At 58.4% G+C, this 12653-nt stretch carries 13 protein-coding genes; all 13 read right to left on the reverse strand.

Features of this window, described 5'->3' with window-relative positions; translation table 11 throughout:
* Positions 1 to 116: 116 nt before the first annotated feature.
* The 13 genes from AC1RTP_RS21150 to AC1RTP_RS21210 all read right to left on the reverse strand — a co-directional run bounded on the left by AC1RTP_RS21150 (position 117) and on the right by AC1RTP_RS21210 (position 12618).
* Positions 117 to 1148: a hypothetical protein gene (locus AC1RTP_RS21150; RefSeq protein WP_498610171.1), complete on the reverse strand. Its 1032-nt coding sequence runs from the start codon at positions 1146 to 1148 to the stop codon at positions 117 to 119.
* The gene (locus AC1RTP_RS21155) at positions 1148 to 2611 is read right to left on the reverse strand and encodes a hypothetical protein (protein ID WP_498610173.1); all 1464 of its coding nucleotides are present in this window, start codon (positions 2609 to 2611) and stop codon (positions 1148 to 1150) included. The genes AC1RTP_RS21150 and AC1RTP_RS21155 overlap by 1 nt, the downstream gene beginning before the upstream one ends.
* The gene (locus AC1RTP_RS21160) at positions 2608 to 6981 is read right to left on the reverse strand and encodes a hypothetical protein (protein ID WP_498610174.1); all 4374 of its coding nucleotides are present in this window, start codon (positions 6979 to 6981) and stop codon (positions 2608 to 2610) included. Before AC1RTP_RS21160 ends, AC1RTP_RS21155 begins: the two co-directional genes overlap by 4 nt.
* 47 nt (positions 6982 to 7028) lie before the next feature.
* The gene (locus AC1RTP_RS21165) at positions 7029 to 7352 is read right to left on the reverse strand and encodes a DUF1799 domain-containing protein (RefSeq protein WP_498610176.1); all 324 of its coding nucleotides are present in this window, start codon (positions 7350 to 7352) and stop codon (positions 7029 to 7031) included.
* 59 nt (positions 7353 to 7411) lie between these two features.
* Positions 7412 to 7738: a hypothetical protein gene (locus tag AC1RTP_RS21170; RefSeq protein WP_498610177.1), complete on the reverse strand. Its 327-nt coding sequence runs from the start codon at positions 7736 to 7738 to the stop codon at positions 7412 to 7414.
* Between the two features lie 67 nt (positions 7739 to 7805).
* The gene (locus AC1RTP_RS21175) at positions 7806 to 8738 is read right to left on the reverse strand and encodes a phage tail tube protein (protein WP_498610179.1); all 933 of its coding nucleotides are present in this window, start codon (positions 8736 to 8738) and stop codon (positions 7806 to 7808) included.
* Positions 8719 to 8907 (reverse strand): hypothetical protein, encoded by a 189-nt coding sequence (locus AC1RTP_RS21180; RefSeq protein ID WP_498610181.1) that lies wholly within the window; start codon positions 8905 to 8907, stop codon positions 8719 to 8721. The genes AC1RTP_RS21175 and AC1RTP_RS21180 overlap by 20 nt, the downstream gene beginning before the upstream one ends.
* 56 nt (positions 8908 to 8963) lie before the next feature.
* Positions 8964 to 9308 carry a hypothetical protein gene (locus AC1RTP_RS21185; RefSeq protein ID WP_498610183.1) on the reverse strand — a complete coding sequence of 115 codons (345 nt, stop codon included), beginning with the start codon at positions 9306 to 9308 and terminating at the stop codon, positions 8964 to 8966.
* Positions 9305 to 9823 carry an HK97-gp10 family putative phage morphogenesis protein gene (locus AC1RTP_RS21190; protein WP_498610185.1) on the reverse strand — a complete coding sequence of 173 codons (519 nt, stop codon included), beginning with the start codon at positions 9821 to 9823 and terminating at the stop codon, positions 9305 to 9307. Before AC1RTP_RS21190 ends, AC1RTP_RS21185 begins: the two co-directional genes overlap by 4 nt.
* Positions 9823 to 10164 (reverse strand): phage head closure protein, encoded by a 342-nt coding sequence (locus AC1RTP_RS21195; protein ID WP_498610187.1) that lies wholly within the window; start codon positions 10162 to 10164, stop codon positions 9823 to 9825. The genes AC1RTP_RS21190 and AC1RTP_RS21195 overlap by 1 nt, the downstream gene beginning before the upstream one ends.
* A complete protein-coding gene (locus AC1RTP_RS21200; protein ID WP_498610189.1) occupies positions 10161 to 10718 on the reverse strand; it encodes a head-tail connector protein in 558 nt (185 codons plus the stop codon). The genes AC1RTP_RS21195 and AC1RTP_RS21200 overlap by 4 nt, the downstream gene beginning before the upstream one ends.
* Positions 10715 to 11215: a hypothetical protein gene (locus tag AC1RTP_RS21205; protein ID WP_498610191.1), complete on the reverse strand. Its 501-nt coding sequence runs from the start codon at positions 11213 to 11215 to the stop codon at positions 10715 to 10717. Before AC1RTP_RS21205 ends, AC1RTP_RS21200 begins: the two co-directional genes overlap by 4 nt.
* A gap of 68 nt (positions 11216 to 11283) precedes the next feature.
* Positions 11284 to 12618: a phage major capsid protein gene (locus AC1RTP_RS21210; protein ID WP_498610193.1), complete on the reverse strand. Its 1335-nt coding sequence runs from the start codon at positions 12616 to 12618 to the stop codon at positions 11284 to 11286.
* Between the last annotated feature and the right edge of the window lie 35 nt (positions 12619 to 12653).

Raw genomic sequence — 12653 nt, forward strand, 5'->3', positions numbered from 1 at the left:
AAAGTACGATGTGCCGAACGTGACAAGCTCAACAAACACACCTCCCTCCCCATCAGGGGTCAGTACGGCTTTACCGTTCCGCACTGTCTTGATTCCATACGCCATAAAGAAATCTCCTACGGATCCAGGCGACCGATTTGCACAACCATGTTGTTGCTGTCATCGTAGATCCGCTGCGTGTTGTTTTCGATCTCCATACGTCCGCCCCACGTGGCCGTCCGCAACAGACCGATCACAGCGCTCAGTGCCGAAAGGTTCGAGATACTCGCAGTATCAATCTGCGCGAGACCAATGGCTGCAGCTTGGATAAACGTAGAAATGTTCGCCTTCGTGAGCTGCCCTGAAAGGTTTGTACCGATCGTTGCGCCCACGGTGGCATTGTCCGCAGGCTTACCAGCTCCTTTCACATCGCTCCATTGCTGATCGGCGTTCAACGTGCCAGGCGCCGCGTAGGAGGGCGCTAACGCCGAGCCCGCGCCAAGAATCACATTCCCCAGGGAATCCTTTACCACCAGACCTCGCGTGTCGATCGCTTCAGGCAAGATCGAGCCTTTGACAAAGATGTTTCCGTTGTAGACGTAATTCACGGTCACCCAGGCCGCACCGTCGTACATCTTTTGCGCACCGAACGTGCGGTCCACCTTGTACAGCGTGACCATATCGCGCGCCTTGGGAGCGCCATAGCCGGCAGCAGTCAATGCAGCGACCGCCTCAGCGTCTGACCATATTGACCCGGTGGTCACCGCCGCAATATCGACGTTACCTCGCGCGCCTGTTTGGCCCGCCGCACCGCCGGCGCCATCCGCGACTTTTGTAAGCGTCGCGGTAACGGAGTACTGCACCTGGTCAACTGTGATGGTCGCAGTGACCGTTCCCGATACGGCCGTAAAGTTCGCGTAGGTGACGGTGGCCTCGTTGCCGACGATGACTAGTGCCACCCCCGCACTACTGGTAAAGGTGACAGCCCCGGACATGTTGAGCAACGTCGGCTTGAAGGTAAACGAGGCCGGTGAGGCGCTCTGTCCATCAGCGGCCACCTTGAACACAGCGGACATTGGCGTCAGGAACATCCCACGATCTGTTGGCGGCGCGTAACGCGGGTTTGCCGCCATGATCAGCACCGTGCGGTCATTGACAAATGCCGCCATTAGACGGTTACCTCCAAAGTTGAACGTAGTGTTTCCCAATCCACTGCACGCAAAGTCAGCAGACCGACCTTCCCTTCTGACAGGCCAAAGCGATTGCTAAAGAGCTTTACCGCCTGGCCTAGTTCAAGCAACAGCTGCGCGGGCGTTGCCTCGAAGCGGAAAGTCGTGCGTGGCACCTTGACAATCGCCAGACGCCGGTTCGCCTCGGCCAACGCGTCGGCCTTGCGCAAAAGGCAGGTATCGATCTGCACAGGTTCAGCGTCCAGCTTGTACGTGGCTTGCACACCCGCGTCGAGGGCGGTCACGGACAGCCATTGCTGTGCATACAGCGTCTTATGCGCATCGGGCAGTGAAGTTTGAAGTTTGTCCTGTGGCGTCCAATTCCTGCAGTAGCCCACCTTGACCGATGCGGCAACTTCCGTACGCCGCACAATCGTGATACTTCGGTCCAATTGCTGCGATGGGCGGATCTCAGCCGTCGCAACAGCGGGGATTGCGAACTGGATCAGGCGCAGCTTGCCGGACATCGACGACACCAACTGCGCGCCAACGCTACCGGCCAACTGCTGCCCCGCGATCAGGACGTTTGTACGCTCGGTGAGATACAGGCCTACTGGTTGCGGATTGGCAGCATCGAAAGAAGCCAACTGAACAACATCGAGATCCGCCGCGGTGAACCGGGTTGCTGCCTTGCCGCGCTGGGTAACCAGGTACTGCACCAACTGACTAACCGTGTTGACGTAGGCGCCGTTGTATTTCACTCCTTGCGCATCACAGGTGACCGCGCCAGGTCCGACAGCCTCGTTGAACACTACACGACCGGTGTTCGGCGTCACCGTTACCGCTACGCGCGGTTTCCCTTCAGTGCGCATTTCGGAAACAGCCTCCGACACACCATCGCTAAAAGCGTATTCAAGCGTTACCGGATTGGTTTGGACCGGGCTAATGTTGTGGCATTCGCCAAGCAGAACGGGCATCAGTGCATCAGGATTGGTGGCGTTCCCACCGATCTTGACGTCCGACACTGGCGTATTCAGGCGCTCAAGCTTGTTCACCAAACGCAGGCTTAAGCGGTCGCGCGATCTACAGGCAATATCCACCACGACGCCGCTGAAAACCTGGCGAAAATCCGCCCGGTCCCAGCGGACGTCTCCGACGAACACGCCCACAGGCTGGTTGACCCAAACGTCATCCAGCCATGCGTCGCGCGCGCCATCGGCGTTGTGGATCTCGATATCACCTGCCGAGAGGTTTGCTGCCGAATCAAAAGAAATCGATTCCGTTACCTTCAGTCCGCCGGCAACAACATCCTGGTACGGCGTGTTGACCGACGCGATGTAGGCCTTGTTCGATAGATACCGCGTTATATCGACACCGGCGCTTTTCACCCCGACCTCAAACAGCTGAACACGCAGCGCCGCACTATCCCCCAACCAATCCAAAAACTGTGCATCTGTGATCAAGAGAGAGCCCTCGTAGAATTTGCTTCTGCGTACGCGGCATCCGTCACTACCCGCTTTACGCCGTCCACGACCGTTTCGGCAGCGTGCTGTGCCGCGCCGGCACCAGCCGTGATCAAGTCACCAGTCTGCCTTTGCTGATCGGCGCGAAGGCCTTTCAGTTCGACCGCCATCGCCTCATTCGAAGCACGCAATGCCTTGATCTCATCGACCAAGGGAACCATGTTGCTTGTCCCCATCGTCGCGTAGTTGATTGCGCCGGAGGCTTGCAAAGTAGCTGGTTTTGCAGCACGACCTTCCAAGATCGGCTGCACGCCTCCGTTTTGAGCAATCTCTTTCAAGATCGCACTGATGTCAGCAAGGCTGGCAGCCGAGTCGCTGAGTGCGTCCAAGCTGGCCTTGGCAACATCAACCGAATCATTCGCCCACTGCGCCAGTTCATCATTCGTTCGCATGACAGTCGCCAGATCCGACGAGTACTGAGCATCACTGCCGTTGATCTTTTGCGACAACTGCAGAAAGGCCTGTTCCACCGACGCGAGCTGGCCCTGCGCATTCGCATCGCCCGCAGCTGCCAACTGTCGCGTCCTCTCGAACTGCCGACGCGCCTCCGCGTACTGTTGCTCGGGTGTCAGCGTCGACAGACTGCCAAGGGCCAGGCTGTTGTTCAATCCTGCCGCCGTGGCTGCAAACGACTCCATCTTGGTGATGAAGCTGCCGAGGCTCGACTTCGCTTGATCCTGGGCGTCCCGCACCGCTTTGGCAGCCTGCACCTGGTCGAACAGCGAACGATTGCTTGCATCGAGCGCATCGCGTTGCCGTCCCAGTAGTTGCGCCGAGGTCAAGGTCAATTCGTCCAGTTGCGCTTGCAGCCCCTCGCGCTCGTCGGCAATGTCCTTGGCATCCCGAACCATTTCTTTCGTCTGCTCATGCGTCTTTGCAAAAGCATCCGCGAGATCCAGCAGGCCGGCGTATTGCTTAGCACCTGCCTCCGTCGCCAACGCACCAGAACTTGCCAAGCTCAAAACAGTCTGCTTGTACTGGTCCATTGTGGTGACGCTAGACAGCCCCATCGCCGCCATTTGCTCGGCTACGTACTTCTGCAACGGTGCCAGGCGTTCGGCATCGGTCAGGAACTTATCGGCAAACCCGCTAGTCTTGTCGCTCAGCTCTTTGACGCCGCCAGTAAGCTTCAGGAAGCGCTCACGCGCCGCCAAACTCTCCATCCCTGCCGCGCCGAACGTCACTCCGATCGACGACATGATTGAATCAAGGTTCGCGTAGTTCGATGCAATTCGCGCGAGTGTCTGGAAGTAGCCCTCCCCGACCTCCTGGAATTGCTCCAGACCGCTGACGCCGAAGCGCGCCATGTCATCACCCAACTTGGAGAAGACCGCCTCCAATTGCTTCTGGATCTGATCACCCGTCAAGTCCTTTAGCGAGATCTTGCCGACCTCGACGACGAAGGAGTTCAGGCGATTGGTGAACGCATCACCGTTGATCCCCAGCAGCTTGCCTGCCTCTTGAATGCTTCCAGCCAGGCCGGCAATCACTTTCGTGAACTGAGCGTTAGCTTCGGCGCCGAGCGACGTGGTCGAAGTGCTGTACTTGTCGCTATGGAACCAGCCCCCGCTCTTTTTAGTTTCCGTGTATTGGCTCGCATTCAAACCGCCCGATAGAACGCCCCCAAGGGATGCACTGTCTGCGGTGAGCCCTGTGTCTAGCGTAGATACCTTCCCGCCAAAAATCGCACCGAGAATAGTGCTCTTAGCCTTACCGACGAATCCATTAGTAACCTTGTCAAGCGCCGCGCCCCACAAGTCGGCAGTAAGTGCCATAGCCACCGTCGAGTTGCCGAAGTTATACGCCGTGCCCTTCTCATCTGGCATCAGCTCACCGGAAAGCGAGCCGCCACGCACGAGGAGATTTCCCAGTCCCGCGATATTGCTATCGATACTGCGCAACGCATCAAGCATTCCTGCCGTGTGGCTTAGCTCGATGCCGGAGTTATCAGCCATCAGATCCAAGGACTTCGCGATCGATTCCGATTTGGCTTTACTGTCGCCAAGTACAGTGCCCGTTCCTGCCGCCTCTTGGCGATCCTTTGCGCTTTGCGGCGCTCCGCCGCCTACGCCACCGATAGCCACACCAAGCCCCGCAACGATGGCAGCCATGGCAGCCATGCGACCGAACGCGGTGTAAGGATCGCCTGAGCCCTGGTTCAGCACAGCGGAAATACCCTTTGGCACCAACTCCGCCATGGTCATCGCCAGTTCAGCAGCATGGAAGACTTTCGAAACCGCCATAAGCACCTGGTAGCCTTTGCTCTGCTCGCCGAAGAACCCTGCTGCAGCGCCCGCCATGTCGCCGTATCCGGCCAGACGGCTCTTGGTCTCCGCCGCGTTCAGTGCGGCCATGTCCTCGAGGTATTTTTTCTCCTTAATCTGATCGTTCAGGATCGCCTTTGCTGCATTTCCACGTTGCTTCGCAATTGCAGCCTGGCGCTGACCGAAGTCCTCGAGGGCGCCAGTTAACTTCGCGATCTCTCCCCCAGCGCCACCGAATGCGCTCCTTAACGCCTCCCCGAAGTTCTTAGCCTTCGCAGGATCGAGATACGCGTTCAATTCGTCCAAGCCCTTTTTAGAGGCTTGCAACTCCTCCACGCGCGAGGCGGCGGCACTGCTGCGACGTTTGGCAGCGATTAGGAGCTCCAGCGCATCAATCTCGTCTTTCGTCAGGCCCAGGGTTGAGCGCTGTGCCAACTGCTCCTCCAAACGAGCCAGGCCTGCCGCCTCGATTTCGGCAGCAGTCCGACCGATCGTGCCTGCCAGTTCTTCATTGCGCTCCGCTTCCTTAGTCGCATCGAGGACGGCCTTACGGCTGTCGTCTTGCAATTGCTTATTGAGCGCTTCGATATTCTGCCGGCCCGCGATAGTTCTCTGGTCCGCCTCCAACAGCGCAATGCCCGACTTCAGCTTTTCGAATTCCGCATCGGTCAGCTTTATCGTGCCTTCGGTACGCCCACGGACCAAGGCAGCAAGCTCTTTCTCCGATTCCTTCAACGACCGCCCAAGGGCGATCTCTCGCTCCGCCAGCGCAAGTCTCTGCTGCAGGGACTTGTTCAGATTGTCGTAATCGCTTTTCGCTTTGCTACCTTTGTCCTCGGTCTCGTACTCCAGGTCTTCTTTGTCCTCGTCTCCACCGCTGGCTGCAGCTGCAGCAGCGGCAGCAGCAGCCAGCTTGCGCTTTTCAATTTTTGCGAGCATCGCCTGCTCCATCTCATTAGCAGGCTTGTTCCAGAGGTCGTCGTATTTCTTATTTGCGGCTTCCAGCTCGGAGGCATGTTCCGCCCACGCCTTTTTCACATCTTCGAGCGGATTACCGCCTGCAGCGACCTTTCGGGACACTCTAAGCGGATCTAGATTATCAGCGACCTCTGCGATCAGCTTAATGTCGGCCCACACGACTTTGAAACTTCCGCTAATAGCCGACAGAATGCGTGGAATCAGCATCGCCACATCCACCAGCCTAGCGAACCCTACTGCTACGTCATCGGCCCAGTCCGCAACCTTGGTTGTCGATAGCCCGTCTGCCTTGTTGGCGGACTCGCTGAATACGTCAATCAGGTCGTTCATCGTTGGCAAGGCGCCGGTCGCAATCTGCGTTACGAACGCCTCGACCTTCGCACGAGTGATACCCAGTTGATCCTGGAACTTCGCAGCGTTCGCTGCCGCATCGGCACTAACGCCCTGGAACTTATCGATGCTCTCCGCAACGTCATTCATGTACGGCAGAAGATCGGCGCCCGACTTCCCGAGCAAGTCATTGACCAGACGTGTCTTAGTCGCGCTATCTCCATAAGTCGCGAGCTTTTTGGAGGCTTCAACGAAGACCTCTGAAGGGTCACGCATCTTGCCGGCAGAGTCCTTTGCTGAGACCCCAAGCGCGTGCAAGGCCTTGTTCACCTTGTTGCTGTCATCGTCGACGCCCGCCATACCCTTTGCGAGCTTGGACAAGGCAGCATCAACGCCGCCAAAGTCATGCCCGAACGCGCTGGCCACTTGCTGCATTCGAGACAGGTTTTCGACCGAGGCACCCGTTTTCTGCGTCAGGTCATCCAAGGCCGCGAGACGGTCAACGGCATGGTTGACCGCCTCCATCGCAGCACCAACCGAAACCAACGCGGCTACGGCGCCAAGCGCGCCTTTCGCCATGCCGGTCATAAACTCAGTACCCGCCTGAGACGCCGTGTCGAAGTGCTTTTGTGCGTTTTGCGCGAATTTCAATGACGCCTGGTCGGACTTATCCAGACCTTTCGTGTATTCCGCATATTCCAGCGCGAGCTTGACGACCAACGATCCGAGTGCAGACATGGAGACTCCAGTGAAAACTATGCCCAGACCTGGGCGTGAAGCGAGAATTAGGGACGCTCATTCAGGAGCGGCAAAGCGGCACGCTCCATCACACGCAAGTCCTGGAACAGTGAGCGCCATTCGCCTGCAGGAACTTGCTCAAGTCGGAAGACGGTCTCAATCGATCCATAATCGAGTCCGACATAAAGAACATCGGCGGCGCCGGCCACGATCTTCCACTGGGTGGCCATCGTGCAGAAGGTGCTGACTGCCAGCCAGTTATCCTCAAACACCAGGCAATCAGCATCCTCGGGCTCAACCTCCGATGCCGATGCTTCCGCGTCGGCAATCACTTCATCCGGCGCACCCAGCGCTTTCAGCTGCGCGACCACATCGGCATTGACCTGGCGGACGGGAGGACGCTCGCCAGCCCAGTACCGCGCCGCCCCGATCAGTTTTTTTCTTTTGCCTTGTAAATCGAGGTCCAGAACGCTTCGGTCATGGAGAACAGGGCATGCGGGATCGACAGCAACGCCTCCAGGTTCACTTGGTTGAAGGACACTTCGCTGCCGGTGTCGTCGATCAGGCCGGAGAAGCCGACCACAACGGAGCGCTGGACATCGAGTTGCGGCAGCTTGCGCAACTCATCAACGCGCTCCATATCGACGCGTTTGAACTCGACGGTGAAGTCGGACTTTTCGATGCGGCCCGAATCGTTGGGGACTTCCACGGTAACTTTGGTACGGTAGGTTGGGGTCAGTGCGATTTTGAATGCCATGATGATTTTTCCTTTGGAGTGAAAAAGGCCCGCCGAAGCGGGCCGTTGCGTTGTTTGCAAGAATGAATTAGCGGACGGTCAGCACGAATTCGTCGTTGCCGTTATTGGGCTGGATGTCCAGTTTCGTCGTGAGCATGGCGATACCATCGCTATCGGTGAACGACGGGTCCAGTACCTGGACCTTCGGCGCAGCGAGTTCGATGATGTTGCCTGCCGTCTTACCGTGAATTACCGACAGGGCCGCGAGCACGCCGTTCTGGATCGTTGTGTACCAATCCTTCGTTGCCACGCTATCCAACTCCATCACGAACGAACCGGTCGGCTGACGATCGGGGATCTCGATGCTTTCCATGCCAATCAAGTTGCGGTACACCAGCTGGTTTGCCATATCGATGCTGATGGTCTGCACGCGGCCGGAAACACCATGCAAGGACGCCGTTGGCGTGTTCGCCTTATTCACCGCCACGGGATCTTTAAAGCCCGAATAGTCCACGCCAGCTGGCGGCGCGGTGTCCGTCGGCGTGTAGTAGAGGCCGATGAACTTGAACTTCATGACAGGGATGCCCTTGGCGTTCAGCTCGAAGCTGACGGTCCCCTTGGCGTCCGTCATCTTGTACAGGATGCCGTCCAGGTTGTAATACAGCGTCACGAACTCCATCGCGTTCGTGATCGGCGCATAAGCAACGCTTGTGGCAGCCGTGACGGTTTCGCTAAAGGCGCAGGCGCGCAGCAGCGGGCCATACTTCGGCGCAGTGCCGGCGGCCCCGGAACCGGCCAGTTCGACATCGAAGCTGATTTCGGCGTGGATGGCGACAGGAACGCTACCCATATTGCCGAGGTACGGTTTGATGTTGTTGCGCTTGGCGAATTCCGCCGATACCGGCTGCGCGGAAATGTTCATCGCCATGATGGCATTGAGCGGGCCTGTAGGCAGCGAATCCGTTCCAGCGACCGGCTGCAGCTTTACCAGCAGCACGGCATTACGCGACTTCTTGGCCATTGGATTCCTTTCCGTTGTTTTTGTGGTGAATCAGGGTTTCGGCGGTGGGCATGCGCGCGCCCGTTTCCGGGTCAATCACATAGCTACCGCCCAGGCCAGCAAAGGCGTCTGGCAGTGCCGCACTTGCCGGCGCCACCTCTTCGCCGACCGGGGAAGTACGTTTGCTCACTTTGTTTCCTTCCAATAAAAAAGGCCCGTTATCGGGCCAGTTGAGTGAATCGATTCCTAACGCCGCGATCGAAGCCGGAAGTTCTGGACGTAGGCATACACCCCCGCCTCTCCTTGATAGTCCGCGTCGCCCTGATGCTCGAGCCCCAGGTATCCATCCAGCACCTCAAGGGCGGCTTCAGTTCGCCGTTTCAGATCGTTGATCTCGCCCTTGCTGCGCGCCAGGGTGCTGACCATGACTTCGTGCTGGTCGTATCCACCATTTAGCACCCACCCGGATTCAGGCTCCGAATCGATTTCGAACACCAGGGCTGGCCAGGTAGGACGATCGGGCAACTCCACCGAGTGCGTGTTTGGCAACACCGCCGACAATGCGGCGTACACAATTTCGTCAATGGTCATTTGCCGTTCGCCTTTCTGATCGAAGCTTCGAGGCGCCGCGCCATTGCATCGATCGCCTCCTGCTGACGGTTATCCAAAGCAGGAGCAATGAAGGGAGTCGCTTCAACGCGGCGAAGCGCTCCATCACGCTTGCGCCTGCGATTGCCCTGATAGACGTTGCGCCCCTTCTCCAGGAACCACCAATAGAAGGGGTCGTCGACGTACACACTGGTGACACGGCCATTCTTTCCAACGACCAGCTTTTTCGCTGCCTTCTTTCCCAGGGCCCGCCCGTGCCGTACACCCAGGTTGTACTGGGTGACGCCATCTGGCGACTTGTCGCGCTTGATCACAATGTTCTTAATCAATGCCCCAGTGAGACGCAGCCCCTGAGCTTGCGCGAGAGCCCTTGCCTCCTTGCGGACCACTCCGCCGGCAGCTGCGACCATCAGTCGTGAAGTTCGGAGTCGCATCTCTTCGCGAACACCTTGGAACGCGCTACGCAGCTCGCCAATCCCATCGACCCCGCCAGCCATCAGTTCGCCCCCAAGGGGAGCGACTCGCATGTCAGAATCAAAAGTCGATTAGCGAACCCAGGGTTCTCGATGAGCTTTACCTCGTAGGTCGCACCACGAAACAGAACACAATCGCCGACAGCGACATCGACGCCAAACCGAACCTTGATCGGAATCGTTGTGATGGACTCCTCTCCGCCCTGCTTCGTTTGAGTACGCCTGGTAAGGGATACTGGAGCAACGCCAGCCCACACATCGCCAAGGCTGGCCCAACTGTCGACGTTGCCACCGAAGGCATCCTTCGCGTGCGACTTACGCTGGATCGTGATGCGCTTGTTCAATTCCTTTGCAAGGCTGGTCAATCAAACCTCCGATAAGGGTCTAGCAGGCTCTCCACAAAGCTCGTCTGCACGTTCTCACGCTCTGCCCCAGTCGCAGGATCGAATTGCTCTCCCAGCTTCGCAAGCAGATACAGCTTCAAGTCGTCCGGCGTTTTTGACGGGTCGTCACCATAGCCGCTCGAAACGGTGATGGTGACCGAGCCTTCCGTCGCCATTGCTGACGGCCACTGACGCCCGACCGGTGGCCGTAAGTACGTGTCGTACTCCTGGCGCACAAGGCGGTAGTCAGTTGGAGCCAATTGATGCAGGCTGCCCTCCGGGTCGAGGTACTCGACCTTTTCAATTTCGAGCACAGGATGCGGCAGCCTGTGCTCAGGCAAAAAGCCACCGAACACGCCCTGCCAGCGTTGGCGCATGAGGCTTTGACCGATGCGGCGCTCCAGTGTGGCAGTAATGCCTTTCAGCCAGCCTTCGATGCGCGCATCCAGCTCGGTGCCATCGATGCCCATGTTTTCAGCCGCAGTGCGAACATCGACGGGCAAGACGGTTGGCGCCGTAGTTCGCACGAAGGTCATTTAGCCACCACCGGAGGCTTGCTTGCGTCACGCTTCCTTGCCCTTGGCACCTTCACTTCGGTTTTGGTCTCGCTGACTTCCGCGCTAACATCGCCAGCCGCCGGCACCTTGGTCTCGGTTTTGGTTTCGGCTTCCACTTTGGTTTCGCCGACCTCCGCGCTGGCATCAGCAGCCGCCGGAACCTTGAGCTCGGCTTGCGTCTCGCTGACTTCCGCGCTGGCTTCGTCAGCGACCGGCACCTTTACTTCGGTTTCGGTGTCGATGGCTTCCGCGTTGGCATCGCCAATCGCCGGCGCCTTGGTTTCGACAACGGCCTCGCCCGCTTCCACGCTGGCACTGTCTAGCACCGCCACCTCGATCACATATTCCGCAGCGCCGCAGTCATCAACAAGATGGGCCGCGAATTCGGGCGAAGTGCGCAGCTGCGCACCCTCCATCAAGGTACCGTACTGCGCGGTGATCGTCGTTTTGAGAATGTGTACTTTGACCTGGTTCATTGATTTCTCCAGTGCAGACGTCTGCACAAATGGGCCAACCCATTGTTTCAGGTCGGCCCGGTTAGCGATTAAGCAGGCACCAGGTCGCCGTAACGGCAACCGGCTGGCTTATCTACGGTTTGCGCCAGGCGGCGCTCCGCACGGATAGTCACCAGACCGCTGGTGAAGTTGTCACCGTCCGAATCGGACAGGTCCAGCGCAATACCCTCGCGGTAATGCAGGGTCACTGCCTGACGCAGCGCGCCGACCCATACCTTGCCAGCCGCCATCGCGGTGCTGGCAACCACTGGCAGGCCGAACAGCATTGGGACAACGTTGGCGCCAGGGTCACCCAGCAAGTAGCGGCCAGTGTTATCTTTGGCCAGGCGCAGCGTCCACCAGTCAGCGGTGTTCAGGATGATGACTTCCGCCGGGTTGTCGGACGCCGCGCAGTCGCCGATCATCTTGCCGATCACATCAAAGCGATTGTTCGCCAGGCCCAAGGCAGTCAGCGACGCAGCGGTATAGCCGTGAGCGACAAAGTTGCCGGCCAGGGTCAGGCCAGAAACGTTCGGCGAAACGCCATTGCCAGCGATGATCTGGTTTTCCACACGCAAATTCACGCCGTAGACCATGCGGCGGTTGATGTACGCCGCCAATGCCGCATTGTCCATCGCCAGCTGGCGCGAAATCTTGATCCAGTGCGCAATGGTCGACACAGGCATAGTGCCCGGCGTGAAGGTGATGGAGGACTGCGGCATCGCAGCACCTTCGGCAGTTTCGGCGGCGGCGTTGGTGAATACGTTCTCGCGCACCCAATCAATCGCATTGCTGGACGTCGGGATGCGCGTCATCAGGTCTTCCAGCGTGAACACGCGGAAGGCGCCTTCGATGATCGACGGACGGCGCTCGGAGAAGGTGTTGCCGACCGTGTTGGTCACGGTATTCTTAACGTCCACGCGAGTTTTGAGACGACCGTCTGCCTTGCAGAAGTTCTCGTAATTCGCGTGCTTGATGAACATCGTGCCGACGCTTTCGTCCGCAGGCTCGTCGTCCTTGGTCGCGGCACCCTTTTGCTCCAGTTGCAACAGTCGATCGGCCAGGGAACGCTGTTCGACGCCCAGATTGTCCAGCGCCGTCTTAGTGTCGGTACTGACCTTACCCAGGCTCTTAATTTCCTCGGTCGCCTTGTCGGACAAGTTCGTCATTTTGGCCTCGATACCATCCAGCGCCTTCATGATGCCCTGCGCATCGATTTCACCGGACATCAGCAGAGCGGCGGACATGCCCAGGCCGCCCATCGCTTCCGGGCCGCCAATCAGCGCCGTCACATCGACACCGCAGGCCTGCGCCAGGCTGGCACAAACGGCGAAGCCCAACAATACAGCTGCACGCAGCGGGATACCGAATACATTACGTTTCATATCTACCTTTCAGGAAAGAAAAAAGCCACCCGAAG

It is taken from the genome of Pseudoduganella sp. GW821-FHT11H04 (assembly GCF_058807935.1).